17 protein-coding genes and 1 tRNA gene are annotated in these 17696 nt (G+C 63.8%); 8 read left to right on the top strand and 10 right to left on the bottom strand.

Annotated elements, in window-relative coordinates:
• Nucleotides 1-41 precede the first annotated feature (41 nt).
• Nucleotides 42-803, bottom strand: coding sequence for a cysteine hydrolase (locus tag ACTIGF_RS06990; RefSeq protein ID WP_439636173.1), 762 nt, complete (start codon nt 801-803; stop codon nt 42-44).
• Nucleotides 804-1029: 226 nt separating this feature from the next.
• Between ACTIGF_RS06990 and ACTIGF_RS06995 the strand changes: the two genes are divergently transcribed.
• A complete protein-coding gene (locus tag ACTIGF_RS06995; protein WP_439636174.1) occupies nt 1030-3093 on the top strand; it encodes an ATP-binding protein in 2064 nt (687 codons plus the stop codon).
• A 145-nt stretch (nt 3094-3238) separates the two neighbouring features.
• Here the strand turns inward: ACTIGF_RS06995 and ACTIGF_RS07000 are convergent.
• From ACTIGF_RS07000 to hemC, 6 genes are all read right to left on the bottom strand, one after another.
• A tRNA-Thr gene (locus tag ACTIGF_RS07000) sits at nt 3239-3314 on the bottom strand.
• 96 nt (nt 3315-3410) lie between these two features.
• Complete coding sequence (gene udk, locus ACTIGF_RS07005) at nt 3411-4082, bottom strand: uridine kinase (RefSeq protein WP_439636175.1); 672 nt, start codon at nt 4080-4082, stop codon at nt 3411-3413.
• A 15-nt stretch (nt 4083-4097) separates the two neighbouring features.
• A complete protein-coding gene (locus ACTIGF_RS07010; RefSeq protein WP_439636176.1) occupies nt 4098-5561 on the bottom strand; it encodes a heme biosynthesis protein HemY in 1464 nt (487 codons plus the stop codon).
• A 3-nt stretch (nt 5562-5564) separates the two neighbouring features.
• Nucleotides 5565-6830, bottom strand: coding sequence for a hypothetical protein (locus tag ACTIGF_RS07015; RefSeq protein WP_439636177.1), 1266 nt, complete (start codon nt 6828-6830; stop codon nt 5565-5567).
• Between the two features lie 73 nt (nt 6831-6903).
• On the bottom strand, nt 6904-7620 hold the full coding sequence (locus tag ACTIGF_RS07020) for a uroporphyrinogen-III synthase (RefSeq protein ID WP_439636178.1): 717 nt from the start codon (nt 7618-7620) through the stop codon (nt 6904-6906).
• A 12-nt stretch (nt 7621-7632) separates the two neighbouring features.
• Nucleotides 7633-8580 carry a hydroxymethylbilane synthase gene (gene hemC / locus ACTIGF_RS07025; RefSeq protein ID WP_439636654.1) on the bottom strand — a complete coding sequence of 316 codons (948 nt, stop codon included), beginning with the start codon at nt 8578-8580 and terminating at the stop codon, nt 7633-7635.
• A gap of 102 nt (nt 8581-8682) precedes the next feature.
• Here hemC and tsaD point away from each other — a divergent pair, with 102 nt between their 5' ends.
• The 4 genes from tsaD to ACTIGF_RS07045 are packed head-to-tail and all read left to right on the top strand — an operon-like array spanning nt 8683 to nt 11515.
• Entirely contained in the window at nt 8683-9834 is a 1152-nt protein-coding gene (gene tsaD, locus ACTIGF_RS07030) for a tRNA (adenosine(37)-N6)-threonylcarbamoyltransferase complex transferase subunit TsaD (protein ID WP_439636179.1), read from the top strand.
• Between the two features lie 23 nt (nt 9835-9857).
• Complete coding sequence (locus ACTIGF_RS07035; RefSeq protein WP_439636180.1) at nt 9858-10859, top strand: NAD(P)H-dependent glycerol-3-phosphate dehydrogenase; 1002 nt, start codon at nt 9858-9860, stop codon at nt 10857-10859.
• A 14-nt stretch (nt 10860-10873) separates the two neighbouring features.
• Nucleotides 10874-11164 carry a YciI family protein gene (locus ACTIGF_RS07040; RefSeq protein WP_439636181.1) on the top strand — a complete coding sequence of 97 codons (291 nt, stop codon included), beginning with the start codon at nt 10874-10876 and terminating at the stop codon, nt 11162-11164.
• Nucleotides 11165-11515: a Rieske (2Fe-2S) protein gene (locus tag ACTIGF_RS07045; protein ID WP_439636182.1), complete on the top strand. Its 351-nt coding sequence runs from the start codon at nt 11165-11167 to the stop codon at nt 11513-11515.
• 15 nt (nt 11516-11530) lie between these two features.
• On the opposite strand, the gene ACTIGF_RS07050 is transcribed toward ACTIGF_RS07045, so the two are convergent.
• The gene (locus ACTIGF_RS07050; RefSeq protein ID WP_439636183.1) at nt 11531-12268 is read right to left on the bottom strand and encodes a creatininase family protein; all 738 of its coding nucleotides are present in this window, start codon (nt 12266-12268) and stop codon (nt 11531-11533) included.
• Between the two features lie 151 nt (nt 12269-12419).
• Here ACTIGF_RS07050 and acs point away from each other — a divergent pair, with 151 nt between their 5' ends.
• Nucleotides 12420-14372, top strand: coding sequence for an acetate--CoA ligase (gene acs, locus ACTIGF_RS07055; protein ID WP_439636184.1), 1953 nt, complete (start codon nt 12420-12422; stop codon nt 14370-14372).
• 12 nt (nt 14373-14384) lie between these two features.
• On the opposite strand, the gene ACTIGF_RS07060 is transcribed toward acs, so the two are convergent.
• Nucleotides 14385-15296, bottom strand: coding sequence for a LysR family transcriptional regulator (locus tag ACTIGF_RS07060; protein ID WP_439636185.1), 912 nt, complete (start codon nt 15294-15296; stop codon nt 14385-14387).
• A 106-nt stretch (nt 15297-15402) separates the two neighbouring features.
• Between ACTIGF_RS07060 and ACTIGF_RS07065 the strand changes: the two genes are divergently transcribed.
• Nucleotides 15403-16155 carry an SDR family NAD(P)-dependent oxidoreductase gene (locus ACTIGF_RS07065; RefSeq protein ID WP_439636186.1) on the top strand — a complete coding sequence of 251 codons (753 nt, stop codon included), beginning with the start codon at nt 15403-15405 and terminating at the stop codon, nt 16153-16155.
• Nucleotides 16156-16301: 146 nt separating this feature from the next.
• Nucleotides 16302-16967: a hypothetical protein gene (locus ACTIGF_RS07070; protein ID WP_439636187.1), complete on the top strand. Its 666-nt coding sequence runs from the start codon at nt 16302-16304 to the stop codon at nt 16965-16967.
• Nucleotides 16968-16973: 6 nt separating this feature from the next.
• On the opposite strand, the gene ACTIGF_RS07075 is transcribed toward ACTIGF_RS07070, so the two are convergent.
• Nucleotides 16974-17660: a TetR/AcrR family transcriptional regulator gene (locus ACTIGF_RS07075; RefSeq protein ID WP_439636188.1), complete on the bottom strand. Its 687-nt coding sequence runs from the start codon at nt 17658-17660 to the stop codon at nt 16974-16976.
• Nucleotides 17661-17696: the final 36 nt, after the last annotated feature.

Genomic DNA, 17696 nt, shown 5'->3' on the forward strand with positions numbered 1-17696 from the left:
CGTCCCTCGTGGAGGGGCAGACATTCAGGACGGGGATCGGGTTAGCGGCTGTAGGCCGCCGTGATGGCGCTGACCGTTTCGTCGGTGTCGCCCACATGGTTGGCGATCATCCGGAAATTGGTCATGGCGGCGGCGTAGCCGTCATATCCGGGCACTTGCGCAGCGGCGGTGGCGTCGGTGACGACCAGCACTTCAAAGCCTTGCTCGATCAGTTCGCGCATATGGGATTCGGTGCACAGATTGGCCGACATGCCCGCCAGGATCACGCGATCCACATTCTGTTTGCGCAATTGCAGGACCAGATCGTTGGTTTCAGGGCCATAGACCTTGTGCGGCGAGGTCACCACGGTGTGGTCATGCTCGATATGCGGACGATACTCTTCCAGCCAGTCTGCGCCCGAGCCTTCAAAGCCTTCAAGATCGAGCGGGCCGGCGCGATCGAACATGCCGATGGAGTGCATCAGCGCTTCCAGAGCGCCTTCAAAGCGCCATTCATGGTCATGCTCGTAGTAATAGTGCGGCGAGACGAAGACCGGCATGCCGACCTCATGGGCGGTCTCGAACAGGCGGCCGATATTCTCCACCGTGCCGTTTTCGGTGACATTCTGGCCGACGACGCCCCAGGTGACGCCATCCGGGCTGAGAAAGTCGTTTTGCGGGTCAGTGACGACCAGAGCTGTGACGCCGCGCTCGATCTGCATGCCCGGATCGGGCAGTTGCGCCAGAGCCTGGCCGGTGAAAAGCGCGACGCCGGCGGCGGCGCCCGTCAGCACGGTGCGGGAGAGGGTTTTATAAGCACGCATGGTCCGTATCCTTTATCTGCGAGCAAGGACGTCTCCGGGGGGAGGAGGATGATTGCTCTGGGACAAGAGATACGCAGCGGACGCCGCTCGCATAATTCGTTTTTGTGCGTAAGGGGAACTCCCTAGACTGGATGCAAGACGGCTCGTCCTGAGGTGTTTTGAGCCTGAGTCGACAACCCGATCTTTACCTCGATTTGCTTGTATGCCCGTATTACGGAGGGGACGCGTGAGCGGGCTATTTGAAATCCTGATCGCCATAACCAGCCTGTCGGCGGGTGCGATCCTGTTTTTAAATCTGCGTCACATGACGCGGTTGAGACGGGGCAGTCAGCTGATCGTCGGCGGATTGCTGGTGATCGGCGTGTCGGCCCTGATCGACGCCTCAAACGGTTTCGTGCCGTATACGCTAGGCCAGCTCGAGCCGGTTTATGACTGGATCGAAGGCGTGTCTTATATCGGCGACGCCTTGGGCTTGCTTCTGATCAGCGTCGGGTTTTTCCGGTGGCTGCCGCTTCTGCGCCGCATCGACAGCGAAGTCACGGCGCGTCAGGCGGCCGAGCAAAGCTTGCTGCGAACCCTAGATCGCTCCCGCGAGCTCAATCAGATCAAACGCGAACTGGCTCAAGACCACCTCACAAAAGGGTGGAATTATGATCACATGACGCGCCAGGTGGTTCAGCGGCTCATCGAAGCGCTGGACGTGCAGGAAGCGGGCTTGTGGTTGTTCTCAGACGATCAGAGTGCGCTGCGTCCGCATTGCGTCTGGAGCCGCACGGAAGGTGAAGTGTTCAACGCACCGCGCGTGACGGAACACGCCGCCCCGCTCGCTTTTCGGTTTGCTCGCCGCGGCGCCTATATCGAGTCTTCAGATATCGCCATGGCGCATGAGGACGCCCGATCATTGGGGCAGGCGCTTCATACTGTTTCAGAAGGGGCCGTGCTCGCCGCTCCGATCTTGCAAGAGCATGGCGTCAGTGGCGTACTGAGCGTGTGCCTGAAGGGCGAACATCATGAATGGACCCCTGAAGAACTGGCGCTGATCTATGCGCTGGCCAATTATATCGTCGTCGCCGAGCTGGTGCTGAACGCGCGCACCCTGGCGCAAAGCGCGCGCGACGCGCAAAGCGCGGCTGAACGGGCGAGTGCGGCGAAAACTGAATTCGTCGCCAATGTCAGCCATGAACTGCGGACTCCGTTGAGCGGCATGCTGGGGCTGGTGCGGGTCTTGTCTGAAGCGGAGCTTGAGCCGGCGCTGCACGACAAGGTCGAGCTGCTCAATGTCACGGGCGACCAGCTGTTGCGTGTCCTGAACGATCTTCTTGACCTGTCGCGTCTTGAGGCGGGCCGGTTCCAGCTTGAACCCGCCGCAACGGATCCGACACGGATACTGACCGAAATCACCATGTTGTTCCGGCCGAGCGCCGAACAAAAAGGGTTGATCCTCGAAGAACAGATCGAAGCCTTGCCCGCCAGCGTGGAGCTGGACGAGACTCGGTTTCGCCAGTGCGTCTTCAATCTTCTGTCCAACGCCATCAAGTTCACCGATACGGGCGGCGTCAGCCTGAAGGCGTCCGCCCAGTCTCTGCCCCGAGGTCAGTGCCGCATCACCGTCTCCATCAAGGATACAGGGCCTGGCATTGATCGCGTTGATGTCGACAAATTGTTCCATCGATTTGAGCAGGGACCAGGAGAGGCCAATGGCCAGAAAAGCGCGGGGTCGGGCCTCGGACTGGTGATCACGCGCGAGCTGGCGCGCCGGATGGGCGGTGATGTGACCCTTGATAGCCAGCCTGGCGAAGGCTCGTGTTTTACGCTGACCCTGACGGCTGGCGTCAATGTGCAGAATACGGTCGCTCTGGCGGCGCAATCACAGGCGGACGCGGCCCATCCCGGCGCAACTTTGCTGTCAGGCGCGCGTGTCTTGCTGGTGGATGATAACGACATCAACCGCATGGTCGCACGCTATATGGTGGAGCCGACGGGCGCGGAGGTGATTGAAGCCGCGTCCGGCGCTGCGGCGCTGCGGCTGTTTGCTGACGATCCCTTTGATCTGGTGCTGCTGGACGCCAGCATGCCGGTCATGTCGGGCGAAGAAACTCTCAAGCGTTTGCGCGCCCTGAATGAGGCGGGCGCGCACGTGCCTGTCATCGCGCTGACCGCCCATGCCGGACAGGGCGAGCGTCAACGTTTCCTCGCCATGGGCATGGATGACTACATTCCCAAACCCATTATCGAGGATGAGTTGATCGCCGCTTGTGAACGCTGTCTGAAACACTCCCATCCCGCCTGACCCAGAACCTGTCGGGTTCGCAAGGCCGAAGGCCGCCCGCAGCTTTAGCGAGGATCGACCGAGTGGAGGCGAGGGAAAGCAGGCGTCGCGCCCGAACCTTCAGCGAGGATCGACCGAGCGGAGGCGAGGAAGACCAGGAAAAAAGTGGTGCCGCATAGGTGACTCGAACACCTGACCCCATCATTACGAATGATGTGCTCTACCAACTGAGCTAATGCGGCGCCGGAACCAGGCGAAAGCCTGCCTCAGAGGGCGCGGAAACTAGCCTTGAACGGCGATGGGGGCAAGCCGGTTTTGCCAGCTGGAATGAGTCTGGCTCAGGCTCTGCCGAAGGCTTTGACCTTGTCGACGATGGGCGCCGCCAGGGTGTCGAAAAAACTGCTCAGATGATCGGCCGGCCGGGCGGCCGCCGCGTCATTGCGGATCAGGATGTCGGCGTATTCCTTGTTGGGCGAGGTCCATTCATGATGCATGGGCCGCACCGTGCGCAAATACTGGTGCACCACCGAGTGCGAGGTCCGGCCCCGCTCGTTCACATCGCGCAACAGACGGCGGGCCAGACGGATATCGTCGGGCGCCGAGACATAGACCTTCAGGTCCAGGCAATCGCGAACGGCGGCGTCACAGAACAAATGGATGCCTTCCACGATGATCACATCCGCAGGCGCGATGGTGCGCGTATCGCTGCGGCGGCGGTGGATGGTGAAATCGTAGATGGGCCCTTTGATGTTCTTGCCGGTCTTCAGTGCGGCCAGATGCTTGGCCAACAGCGCATGGTCGCGCGCCTGAGGGTGGTCGAAATTGAAGTCTGACGGGTCGAAATCGGGCTTGGAGCCGTGATCGGCGTAGTAATCGTCTTCTGACAGGACCAGAGCGCTCAGCGGGGCCGCTGCGCGGGCGGCGGAGCGCGCGATTTCGGTCTTGCCTGAAGCCGAGCCTCCGGTCACGCCGATGATGAGGCGCGGGCGAGCTGAAGCAGATGCGGTCATGAGCGCTGAGAAACCCTAGATGTCGCGATCAGAGGCGCCGGGATCATCCGGCGCGGGTCCGGGTACATAAAAGTTCGGACCCGGTTTGTCCTCCGTCTCACTGCGCTTGCTCGCATCGTTTGCAGTGGGACGCGCTTCGATCAGCATGGCTTCGGGCGCCGCGGCGGCGGCGATTTCATAACGCTCATGGCGCGGATGGATCAGCACGGCATGCCGTCCCCAACTGTCCACCATCCGTTTCCAGTCGGCGTCAGTGTAGAGAAACGCCTCACCGTCTTCGTTGATGTCAGACCAGTCTGCTTCAGCGGGCGCATGGGAGGCGCGCGCCATCCAGCGCTGGGCCTCTGCGTCTTGATCCTCGAGCTTGGCGAGGCGTGCAGCCAGGGCGCAGGCGCGCGCGGAGACGGGCCCGGTCTCCAGAACCGGTTTGAGGGCGGCGTGCGCGGCTTCGCGATTGCCCTGGTCGAGCGCGATTTCCAGCAGCAGCAATTGGCTCTCGCGATGATCAGGATTGAGCGCGGCCAGCTCTCGCAGGCGTTCGGCGCGTTTCGCCTTGGTGTCCGAGCGTCGCAGATTGGCGAAGGCGCGCGCCAGCGCCGGGTGCGGCGCGTGCTCCCAGGCGGTTTCCAGAACGTCTGCGGCGCGGCGGTGGCGACGATGCGCGGCGAGCAATCGCCCTGCGAGCTCAGCGGCGGGCGCGAAACCCGGCGAAGCCGTCGCGGCGCGATCCGCGAGTTTTGCGGCCAGCTCAGGGTCCGTGGCTTCGATCCGGCGCGCTTCGGCGGTCAAAAGCACCGCGCGCATCCGGGCGGCTTCGGCGCGATCGACATGGCCGCGGCGTTCGCCTTCGCTCAGCGTGGTCTCCGCCTTCGCCCATTGGGCGGCGTTGACCTGGGCTTCAAACAAGGCGTCAAAGGCCCAGCGTGCCTGTCCTGCCTGATCAAAGGCGTCTGCGGCATGAGTCAGCAGGGCTTGAGAATCAGACCGGCTCTGGGCGATGCCCACCAGCCCGCGCTGGGCGACCAGCCGTGTTTTCGCGTCGCTGAGCATGGCTTCGTAATGGATTTGTGCGCTTTCCAGATCGCCGGCCGCTTCTGCCGCGCGCGCCGCCAGAAGGCGCGACAGGGCGGGACGGTCCAGCAAGGCTTCAGCGCGCGAGGCTTGCCGGACGGCCAGATCGCCCTGACCAGCGGCGGAGGCGATCAGCGCACGTTCCAGCGCGTCAAAACCCTGATCGCGGCGGCGGCGCAGGGAGAAGCGTTTCCACGCGTCCGGCGCGGCCCAGAGCTTGGCGATGACCCACCAGGCGACGACCAGCAGGAAGGTGGCGACCAGCAGCGCCCCTATCGCGAGCGCGAAGGGCGCCTGGGCGTTCATGCCCAGAAAGTCGATGGTCACGACGCCCGGATTGAGCGTCAGGAAAACCGCCAGCATGGCGGTCAGCACGCACAAGATGACGGTGAGGATCAGGCGGATCATGGCTTATCGCGCTCCGTCTTGCTCGGCCTGCCGATTCAGGGCGCCGCGCATATCATCCAGCACGGCGTTCAGGGCTTCGCGTTTGCGCGCTTCGTTCAGCCAGCTCTCCAGCGGGGCTTGCGCCGCCTCGGCGTCCAGCGCTTCGGTCTCCCGGATCGCCTGGCTCAGCGCGCCTTGCTCCAGCAGGTCGACAATCCGGTCGGCGGCGCCGTGGTCATCGCCAGCGCGGCGCACTTCGATCACGCCCCAAAAGCGCTGGGTCTGGCCCAGGGCTTCGCGCACCGCCTGGGCCGGGAAGCTGTCGGTGAGATCATCAAGCGTGGGCGCGCCCGTGCGCGCAGGCTCGGTCAGCGCGATCAGATGGGCGCGATTGGGCCAGATCTGGCTCAGCATGGCGTATTCCATGGCGAAGGGCTGGGCCTGAGCCGCCGCTTCGGCGAGGTCTGAGAAAGCCAGCGCCTGCCGCGCCAGAGAGACCGAGGCGGTTTGCGTCTGGCCGGTTTGCGTTTCCAGCCCTTCAATCACGCTTTCCAGCGCATCCATCCGCGCCGCCAAAGCCTGCGTATCGCCCGCTCCGGCTTGCAGGTCGCGCACAGCGCTTTGAAGGGCTGCAAGATCAAGACGGAGCGCGGACAGGGCGTCCGAGGAAACACTGGTCGTCTGGGTCGCCGCCCGGTCATCAGGTTGAGCGAGCGCTTGTTGCAGGGCCGATTGCGCGGTCTGAGCGGCGGCGAGCGCCGTCTGCGCGTCGTCAGCGGTGGTGCTGAGCTGGCGTTCAAGGCTCTCCAGACGCGTATTGATCTGATCGCTGAGACCCGCGCCGCCCTCGGCGCCCGGCTCGAGCGCTTCAAGCTCGCTGCGCAGGGTCGCCACGTCCCGGATCAGCTGCTCAAACGCGTCTGTACGCAGCGGTGCGCCGGCGGTCTCTTCCTCGACGGTTTCCAGTCGGTTTTGAAACGCAGCGAGCTGGTCCGCCGAGGCGGTCTGGGCTTCCAGCGCCTCGATCCGGCTGATCAGGGCGGGGTCCGCGGCGCCTTCACCGGGCGCTGGCAGATACCGGCCCAGAACCCAGCCTGAGCCGCCGCCCACGCTCGCCGCCAGCACGGTCAGGCCGAGAAAAGCGAGGACAGGCGTTTTGCCGCCGCCCGACTTGGCGGCTTTTGGTTTTTTGGGCTTGGATTTTCCGCGTGAGCCGCTGCTATCCGGCGCGGGCTCGAACTCGGCGTCGACCGGCTCTGCAGCGTCTGGGCGGGAAGTGTCGGCGCTCATGATGTCCTCGGGGGCGCGGGGCCAGTTGTTACGTGTCGGCAAGTCTAGGCTGCGTCGTGTCGCGACGCCACCATCAGCGCGTTTCGCCGCACTGCTTTTCCAGCGCGTCAAACAGCGCGCTTTCATCGGGTCGCGCGGCGATGCTCAGCCTTGAAACGCCGTGACGGCGCAAAGGTTCAGCCGCCGCCTCTGAGATTGCGATGACAGGCGCAGCGCGCAGCGTTTCAGTTTGACCTGCGGTCTGCGCCAACGCCCAGAACCGTTCCGCGCCTTTTGCGGAGTGGATCAGCACGCTCGCCCCGGTTTCAAGAGCTCGCCAGACTGTGTCCGGCAGTCCGGCTACGGGCTCGGCGGCGTAGAAGATTTCAGAGCGGGCGCTCAGGCCGTGCGCGTTAAGCTCAGAGCTCAGATCACCGGTCTGATCGAACCCGCGCACATGCAGGACCTCGCCGTGCGGCGGGTGCTCGCGGATCATCGCCAGCAGGTCACGAGCGTCGCCGCTGGCGCTTGTGACATGCTCAAAGCCTGTCTCCTGAAGCCGCGCCGCCGTTACGTCGCCGACAGCGATCACAGGAGTGCTGCGATCAGATGTGGCGTTCGCCAGACAGGTTGCGCCAAACGGGCTGGTGACCGCGATCAGGCCGACGCTTTCAAGGTTCAGCGTGACAGGGTGCGCCGTCAGATGGGCGGTTGCGGCGTTGATCGTCTGAAAGCCGCGTTCGCTCAGCGCCGCGCAGGTGCGCGCCGCGCCGGGCTCGGCCCGTGTGACCAGCACGCAGGGTTTGGACACGGCGCTCACACGTCAGCCCGTCTCGGCGACGATCCGCGCCAGCGCATCACCGCCCGCGCGTTTCACCTCAAGACCCAGCTCATAGCCCAGCAATCGCGCGGCGCCGGGATCAAGCTCAGGCAATTGCGTGCGGGTTTCATTCGCCCAGCGCTTGGAGCCGTCCGGCGTCAGCGCTTCCCCGCGCAGATGGATTTCCAGACCGTCGAGGCTGGCATGGGCGGCGATGGGGGTGCGGCACGACCCGTCCAGCGCTTGCAGGAATCCGCGCTCGGCGGCGATGCAGATCTGGGTGGTCAGATGATTGAGCGGCTCCAGTGCTTTGCGCGCTTCGTCGTCATCTGAGCAGATCTCGATCCCGACCGCGCCCTGGGCCGGCGCCGGGATGACGGCTGACAGCTCCAGCGGCGGCAGCTCGCCCTGTTCGCGGCCCAGGCGCCGCAAACCGGCGCGCGCCAGAAAAGTAGCGTCCATCTCGCCCGAGCGCAGCTTTTCAAGCCGGGTGTCCACATTGCCGCGCAACAGGACGATATTGAGGTCGGGGCGCAGGGCCAGCGCTTGTGATTGCCGCCGGATCGAGGCGGTGCCCAGCGTCGCGCCTTCCGGCAGGTCTTCGATCCGGCTGATCCCGTCGCGGGTCAAAAGCACGTCGCGCGGATCCTCGCGCTCCAGCACGCAAGCGATCTCGAGGCCGTCGGGCAAGGTGGTCGGCACGTCTTTCATGGAATGCACGGCGAAACGCGCCTTGCCGTCCAGCAACGCGCGCTCAAGTTCCTTGGTGAATAGGCCTTTGCCGCCCGCCAGCAACAATGCGCGGTCGGTGATCTTGTCGCCCGTGGTTGTCAGTCCCAGAATCGGGAAGCTCTCTTCGGGCTCTTTTTCGCCATGGGCGCGGGCGAGCCGGGCCTGAACATCGCGGGTTTGCGCCAGAGCCAGGGGCGAGGTGCGGGTCGCAATCGGCATATTGAACAGGTTCACGACAGACGCACTCCTTCACGCGCTTCAAGATCTCGCCAGCAGAGGCTGATGATTGCGCCGAAACGCCAGCGAGGGTACTGCAAGGTCATGGCGTTATCCCATGATCAAGTCCACCCGCAACCGGGCGCGGCGCCGCAGGGCGCTTTAACCGTGCTCGGTCTGGAATCGAGCTGCGATGACACCGCAGCCGCTGTGCTGCGCCGTCATGGTGATGGCCGCATCGAAATTCTGGCCGAAGCGGTGGTGGGACAAAATAGCGCCCACGCCCCATTTGGCGGCGTGGTGCCCGAGATCGCCGCTCGCGCTCATGCCGAGCGCATGGACGGTCTGGCTGCAGGCGTGCTGAACGAGGCGGGGCTGAGCCCATTTGATCTCGATGGCGTCGCCGCGACAGCCGGGCCGGGCCTGATCGGCGGGGTGATGGCGGCGCTGATGACCGCCAAGGGCATCGCGCTGGGCGCTGACCTGCCCTTGCTGGCGGTGAATCATCTGGAAGGTCACGCCCTGTCGCCGCGCCTGACCCACGCTCTGGCCTTTCCCTATCTGCTGCTTCTGGTCTCGGGCGGGCATACCCAGCTGGTGATCGTGGAAGGCGTGGGCCGGATGACGCGGCTCGGCTCCACGCTTGACGATGCGGCGGGCGAAGCGTTCGACAAGACCGCCAAGGTCATGGGGCTGGGCTTTCCCGGCGGCCCGGCGGTTGAACGCTTTGCGCAAGACGCCGAAGCGCCGGACCGTTTTCCCCTGCCGCTGATGCTGGCGCGCGACGCATCGTGCAATTTTTCGTTCGCGGGCCTGAAGACTGCGGCGCGTCGACACTGGGACGGGCTGGATGCGCCCAATGATCAGGACCGCGCCGACCTCGCCTCGTCCATGCAGGCCGCAATCGCGCGTCATCTGGCGCAGCGGGCGGGTCGGGCGATGGAGATTTTCAAAAGCCGCTTTGAGTCTCTGGGTAGCCCATTGCCGCTGGTTGCGGCGGGCGGTGTGGCGTCAAACACCGCCGTGCGCGAAGCGCTGGAGGCCGAGGCGCAGCGCCATGGGTTCGAGCTGATTGCGCCGCCGCTGAAATACTGCACCGATAACGCGGCGATGATCGCGCTGGCCGGTGCGGAGCGACTGGCGTTAGGTCTGACAGACGGGCTCGACGCACCCGCGCGGCCACGCTGGCCGCTGGATCAGGACGCCGCCGCACACGATCCCGCCAGCGGGTCGGGCCGAAAAGGGCCAAAAGCGTAAGCGCGCGAATGAAGGGGACGGACATGGCGAGTTATCAAACCATCGGCGTGATCGGCGCGGGCGCCTGGGGCACCGCGCTCGCCCAGTCCGCGGCTCAGGCGGGCCGCTCTGTGAAAATCTGGGCGTATGAGCCGGAGGTGGTCGAGGCGATCAACACCGCTCATGAAAACACGGTCTTCCTGCCCGGCGCGCCGCTCAATCCCGCCATCACCGCCAGTTCCGATCCGTCAGACCTTTCGGACTGCGACGCCTTTTTGATGGTGGCGCCCGCCCAGCACGCCCGCGGCATCCTGAAGCGGTTCGCCCCGCACATTGCTCAAGGCGCGCCGGTTTTGCTGTGCGCCAAGGGGTTCGAGCGCGAGAGCCTGGCTTTGATGACGGACGTCTTGCGTGAGACCGTCCCGCACGCAATTCCGGCGGTTCTGTCTGGTCCCAGCTTCGCGATTGATGTGGCGAAAGGCCTGCCGACGGCGGTGACTTTGGCGTGCGAGGATCGCGACACCGGTGAAGCGCTGATGGAGGCTGTGGGCTCGCAAACCTTCCGCCCCTATTGGTCGGGTGACCTTGTGGGCGCGGAAGTCGGCGGGTCAGTCAAGAACGTGCTCGCCATCGCCGCCGGCATCGTGGAAGGCCGGGGCCTTGGCAAGTCCGCCCATGCGGCGCTGATCGCGCGCGGCTTTGCAGAAATGACCCGCCTTGGGCTGGCTTTGGGCGCCAAACGCGAAACCCTGACCGGGCTGTGCGGCCTTGGGGATCTGGTTCTGACCTGTTCCTCGCCGCAATCGCGCAACATGTCGTGTGGACTGGCGCTCGGGCAGGGCCAGACGCTGGAAAGCGTTCTGGGCGCCCGAAAGGCGGTTACTGAAGGCGTCGCGACGGCGCCGGCCGTGGTGGCGATGGCGAAGACCCAAGGCGTCGACATGCCCATTTGCGCCGCCGTGGACGCCGTGCTGGCGGGGCGCATCAGCGTCGATGACGCGATACAGGCGTTGCTCAATCGCCCGTTCGGGCCTGAAACTGACTGATCAGGGAAAGACTTATGCTGTTTGCCGTAACTTGCACCGACCGTCTGGGCGCGCTGGATATGCGCCTGAAGCACCGCTCCGAGCACTTGCTCTGGGCGTCAGGAGAGGACTCGCCCGTCAAGATGGCGGGGCCTTTGCTGAGCGCTGAGGGGGATCCCGTCGGCTCGCTTCTCGTTGTTGAGGCTGAGGATGAAGCGGCGTTGCGCGATATTCTGGCGACCGACCCTTACGCCAAGGCGGATCTGTTTTCAGACGTGTTCTGGATTCCGTTCAAATGGACCGTGAAGGCGCCGGAGGGGCTCTAGATGTCCGACGAGACCGAAACCGTTCTGCCCGCGCCGGGCACGGTGCTCAAAACACTCAGCGATATTCCCGATCCGGGCGGCTTGCCGGCGGATTTCGCGCCGACGCCTATCGTCATCCTGCGAACGGGCGAGACGGTGACGGCGTATCTCAATGTCTGCCCGCATGCGGGCCGGCCGTTCTCTCTGCCCTCGGGCAAGACCTTGGTCAGCGAAGGCCGGTATCTCGTCTGCCCGTTTCATGGCGCGAGCTTTGACGTGGCCACAGGCGCCTGCGTCGGCGGGCCGGCTGGCAAATCCGTCCTGAAACCGGTTGCGGTGACAGTTGTGGATGGTCAGGTGGTGGCGGCCTGAACACGCCAGGCGCGGTTAGCGGCTGAAGAACGCCGTCACATCCTGGATCACCGCCTTGCGCGCTGCCTGAACGATGGTCGCGCCCTTTTCCGGCGTCGCCTGGGCGGGGTCGGACCCGATCCGGCCATCGGGGAAGGTCTTGCGGTAATTATCCGCATCGGTGAAGCGCCCATTGGGGGCGATCTTGGGATCCATCGCCACGTCTTTGACGTGTTCGGGATAGGCGTAATAGGTCACCGAGACTTCAGAGGCGGTGGCGTGACTGCCTTCTCCCACCGGAAACAGCGACCGGCAGACATCCATGACGCCGGGCAGATCCCACCAATTGCGCTGCATCAGCTCATAGGGGCAGGCTTCGCCGTCAAACGACCAGTTGGAATAGCTTTCCGCAAACGCCGCGCCGATGGTGGCGATATTGCCGCCATGACCATTGAGGAAATAGATCTTCTCAAATCCGTGCCGGGCGAGGGAGTCGATCCAGTCATTGAGCGCCGCGATCATGGTGGTCGGCCGCAAGGTCATCGAGCCCGGAAAGCCCAGATGATGCTGGGCGACGCCCACATTGAAGGTGGGTCCCACAAGGACGCCAGCCTCGTCGCCGGCTTCGCGCGCAATCACTTCCGGGCAAATCGCATCCGTGCCGATCAGCCCGTTCGGGCCATGCTGTTCGGTTGAGCCGATGGGAATGATGATGCCGGTGCTGGTTTTCAGATAGGCTTCGATTTCAGGCCAGGCGGCGGTGTGCAACAGCATGAAACAGACTCCGGACAAGACGATGCGTCACAGGACTGGATACCAGACGCCGCCCGTTCACAAGCGCGCGTAACACGTTCGTCTGTCTTGCGAGGACGCGGCGCGTGGCGCACATCTAGGGAAAAGACTAATCCCGAGGGAGGAGCAGACCATGTCCGAGACCATCATCGGAGTGCCGCAAAGCTTTGCGGACGCCAAGATCAATGCTGAGCGCTACACAGAGATGTATGCGCGCTCGATCAACGACCCTGACGCGTTCTGGGCCGATGAGGCCAAGCGTCTGGACTGGTACACCGAGCCTACGAAAATCTCGGACGTGTCCTTCGCCAAGGACAGCCTGCATATCAGCTGGTTCGAGGACGGGGTCCTCAATGTCAGCTATAACTGCATTGACCGGCACCTGCCCAAGCGCGCCAACAAGGTTGCGCTGATCTGGGAAGGCGATAATCCGGCCTTTCACCATTCCATCACCTACGCCCAACTGCACAATCATGTGTGCCGCTTCGCCAACGAGCTCAAAAAGATCGGCGTCAAGAAAGGCGACCGGGTCACGCTGTACATGCCGATGATCCCCGAGGCCGCCTACGCCATGCTGGCCTGTACGCGCATCGGCGCGGTGCATTCGGTGGTGTTTGGCGGGTTCAGTCCCGATGCGCTGGCGGGCCGGATCAATGACTGCCAGTCCGAGTTCGTCGTCACCGCCGATCAGGGCGTGCGCGGCAACAAGGGCGTGCCGCTGAAAGCCAATGTGGACAAGGCGCTCGAGCAGGCGCCGGGCGTCAAGGCGGTGCTTTGCATCCGCCATACCGGCGCCCAGGTGCCGTGGGTCGAAGGTCGCGATTTCTGGCACCATGATCTGGCGCTGGAAGTGGACGCCAAATGCGAGCCCGAGCCGATGAAGGCGGAAGACCCGCTTTTCATCCTCTACACCTCAGGCTCCACCGGCAAACCCAAGGGCGTGCTGCACACCACGGGCGGGTATCTCGTCTGGGCGTCGATGACCCATGAATACACGTTTGATCATCGCGAGGACGACGTGTTCTGGTGCACCGCCGATGTGGGCTGGGTGACCGGGCACACCTATATCGTCTATGGCCCGCTGGCGAACGGCGCGACCTCCTTGATGTATGAAGGCGTGCCCACCTGGCCGGGGCCGGACCGGTGCTGGCGCATCGTCGCCAAGCACAAGGTCACCACCATCTATACCGCGCCCACCGCCATTCGCGCCCTGATGCGCGAGGGGGATGAGCCGGTCAGCAAGCATGACCGTTCGTCCTTGCGGCTTCTGGGTTCGGTCGGCGAGCCGATCAACCCCGAGGCGTGGCGCTGGTATTATGAGGTGGTGGGCGACAAGCGCTGCCCGATCGTCGACACCTGGTGGCAGACCGAGACCGGCGGGCATCTGATCACGCCGCTGCCGGGCGCGCATGCCCTCAAGCCGGGCTCTGCGAGCTTCCCGATGTTCGGCGTGCAGCCGGCTCTGGTGGACACTGAGGGCAATCTTCTGCCCGATGAAGGCGCGCAGGAAGGCAATCTGGTGTTGCTGGGCAGCTGGCCGGGACAGATGCGCACGGTCTATGGCGATCATCAACGGTTCGTCGAGACCTATTTCTCCACCTATGAAAACATGTATTTCACCGGCGACGGCGCGCGCCGTGACGCGGATGGATACTGGTGGATCACCGGACGGGTGGATGACGTTCTGAACGTGTCCGGCCACCGCCTGGGCACCGCCGAGATCGAAAGCGCGCTGGTGGCTCATGATCTGGTCGCCGAAGCGGCGGTGGTCGGCTATCCCCACGACGTCAAAGGCCAGGGCATTTATTGCTATGTCACGCTGGTGGCGGGGCTGGAGCCGACGGGCGAGACCGAGAAAACGCTCAAAGCCCATGTGCGTCAGGAGATCGGGCCGGTCGCCACGCCGGATGTGATCCAGTTCTCGCCCGGCCTGCCCAAGACCCGGTCGGGCAAGATCATGCGCCGGATTTTGCGCAAGATCGCCGAGGGCGAATATGACAAACTCGGAGACACCTCCACTCTGGCCGATCCCGGCGTGGTCGATGACCTGATCGAAGGTCACAAGATCTCGACCGGTCAGGTCTGATCTGTCGTGAGGTCAGGGGGTGATGAAGCCTTCTGACCTCACCAGCGCGCTCAACCAGTCCATAAAGACCGTGAGGCGCGGCGAAACCGTGCGTCGGCGTGGATAGACGAAGGAAAGCGGCAGGTTCGGCGGCGGATAATCGGCGAGCACTTCGACGAGCGGGCTGCCGGACTGCGCCTTCAGGGCCAGATGGTAGCGCGGAATCTGCACGATGCCCCGACCATAAAGCGCTGCGGCGGAATAGGCCTCGGTGTTGTCGACCGTGACGAGACTCTTCATCGTCAACGCCACGCGCCCGTTCGGCCCTAACCCCTCCCAGAGATGGGTGTCCGCGCCGCCCCATGGTCCGTAGCCGACGATGAAGTGACGGCTCAGATCCTCCGGCGTTTCCGGGACGCCATGCTGATCGAGATAGGCGCGCGACGCGCAACTGGCCATGGCGATATCGCCGATCTTGCGGCAGATCAGCTCTGAATCCGTCAGCTCCGCGGCCCGCACCACCAGATCCACCCCTTCATAGACCGGATCAATCAATCGGTCGCTGGCGCTCAGCTCCAGTTCCAGGGCGGGGTGTCGGGTCTGAAACGCGGCCAGGTGTGGCAAGACGATCTGAGTGGCGAGCTGACTGGTCATGTTGACGCGCAAGCGTCCGCTGACCGGGCCGCCGCTGGCGTCAAACAGGCTCTCGGCAATATCTACAGACTCCACAAGTTCGCGGGCGATCTGCAGGAATTGCTCACCTTGCGGCGTGGCGCTGACCTGCCTTGTGGTCCTGTGCAGCAATTGCTCGCCCAGCCTGTCTTCCAACAGGCGCAAGGTCGTGGAGACGGTTGATCGAGGCAGGCCGAGCGCTTCGGCGGCGCGTGTGAAATTCCCGCTCTCAAGGATCTGGATGAAAATCTGGTACTGACGAATACGGTCCATTTAATTGTTCGCTATTTTCGACAAGTGAAGACAAATTTGCCTGTCTGTTTCTGAAAAGTCGACCGATTTACAACCCGGTCATCGCAAGCTTTTCAGGAGCAAGACAATGAGCATCGCACTTGTAACCGGCGGCAGCCGCGGATTGGGCCGGGATATGGCGCTGAAACTGGCGCAGTCTGGCCATGACGTTCTTCTGACTTATGTCAGCAACGCCGGGGCGGCGGAGACTGTTGTGTCCGAGATCACGGCTCTGGGACGTCGCGCCCATGCGTTGCCGCTTGATGTGGCGGACGCACAGGCTTTCCCGGCCTTTTTTGAAACCGTGCGCGCCGCGCTCCGTTCAGTGTTTGACGCCGAGCGTTTTGACTATCTCGTCAACAATGCCGGCGTGGGTCTCAACACGCCGTTCCAGGAAACAACGGTCGAGGACTTCGACCTGATGATGAACGTGCATCTCAAATCGGCGTTCTTCCTCACCCAGGGGGCGCTGGAGTTGCTCAATAATGGCGGCGGCGTGGTCAATATTTCAAGCGGGCTCACTCGCTTCAGCTATCCCGGTTATGACGCCTACGCCACGATGAAAGGCGGGGTGGAAACCCTGACCAAATACATGGCCAAAAGCCTCGGAGCCCGCGGCATTCGGGTGAATGTGTTGGCGCCGGGCGCTATCGAGACTGACTTCAACAGCGGTGCGGTGCGCGACACTCCGGATCTGAACCAGGCGCTGGCCGCCCAGACCGCGCTGGGTCGGGTGGGCGTGCCTGAGGATGTCGGCGGGGTGGTCGCTTTTCTGTGTTCGGATGAGGCGCGCTGGATCACCGGGACGCGGATCGAGGCCTCCGGCGGCATGTTCTTGTAAGAGAGCCAGGGGCATGGACGCAGTTCATGCCCCCATAACCCTACTTCTCATATTCCTATAATTATTAAGCGCGCCAGGGTCGCATCCCGGCGCGGTCGTTCTGCGTCTAGATACAGCGCATCAAAACCATAAGAACGGACGACCTCATGCGATATCTCCCCTATTGGGTCGGCGGCTTCATGCTGTTGCCCTTCGTGCTCTGGGCCGGTCTTTTCATGGCCTTTCCCGGCGACAAACCCGGCATCACCGATGCCCCGCTGACCGCCTCTCTGGTGGCGGTCTCTCTGCCGCTGGTGCTGTTTCATTACATCGCCGGGCTGGGCTTTGTGGCCAATTCCATGAGCGGTCAGGCCGGTGAAGTCCTGCCGGTCTGGGGCCCTGCGCGCTGGGTGCAGCGGGCCATGGCGCCGCTGACGCTGGTCGTGTCCGTGCTGGCGGTGGCTTTCCTCAAGCAGTCAGGCGAGGGCTGGATCACGGCGCTGGCCGTGGGTCTGGGCGGTCTTATGATGGCGGGCGTGATGGTCGCGGCGCGGCGTCCCACCCGCTCGGCGGTGCTGCATGTGCGCCCCGGTGAATGGCTCGATAGCGCGGTGATGGGGCTGGGCCGTCTGTTGCTCTATGTGCCTTTGCTGGGCGGCTTGCTGCGCGAGGCGGGGCGCGATCCGCATCGCGGCGTGCCCCTCTTGCTCCTGAACCTGGCGCTGCTGCTGGGGGTTCTGGTGGCGCTGTTCGGCTTCACCGTGCTGGTGATTCCTGCGCTTCTGGCCCTGCCGTTTGTCTTCTACGTGCTGTTGGTGCTGGCGTCCGGCTAGGCGAGGCTAGTCCGCCGGGCGTCCATCGGGGCCCGGCGGAACCTTGTTGAGGTAGAGCGACAGATACGCTTCCAGCGCCTTCACCAGTTCGACGAACATTTCCTCGACGTCCGCCGGGTCTTGCAGCTGGGCGCAGCGCGTCTCGATGGACATGAAAATCTCGACGGTGAACCGGCCGACGAGCGACGGGTCGCCCCCCGCAAATCCGTCCAGCCCGCGCGCCCAGCGGGCGCTCAACATGCCGGCCACCTGGTCGATCATGGCGGCCTTGGCGTCGCGCAATTCCTGGCTGGATTGCATCACCAGCAAGAGTTTCCAGTAACTGGGATTATCCATCAGGAAGCCATGCAGCCGTGTGATGATCGATCCGGTCACCTCGCGCCAGTCATCCCATCCCGGTTGTGACTGGGCGAGGGCGTCCTCGATGACGGCGATGATTTCCTCGTTCAGGTCTTCAAACAGATACGCGAAGACCGCCGAGACGTTCTTGAAATAGCGATACACCGAGCTGACGGGCACGCCGGCGCGATCCGCGATCAGGTTTGTGGTGATCGCTTCCGCCTCCATCTCTTCCACCAGCGCCTCTGCGGCGGTCAACAGGGCGTCGAGCCGTTGCCGCGCACGGCGTTGCTGAGGCTTGTCGCGCAACCGGGTTTGTCGCGGCGCTATGTCATTGGCGGGTGTTCCGGGCACGAGATGATCCTTGCTGTTTGACGCCAGTAACTAGTG

This window comes from Oceanicaulis sp., assembly GCF_051859625.1.
Taxonomy (GTDB): domain Bacteria; phylum Pseudomonadota; class Alphaproteobacteria; order Caulobacterales; family Maricaulaceae; genus Oceanicaulis.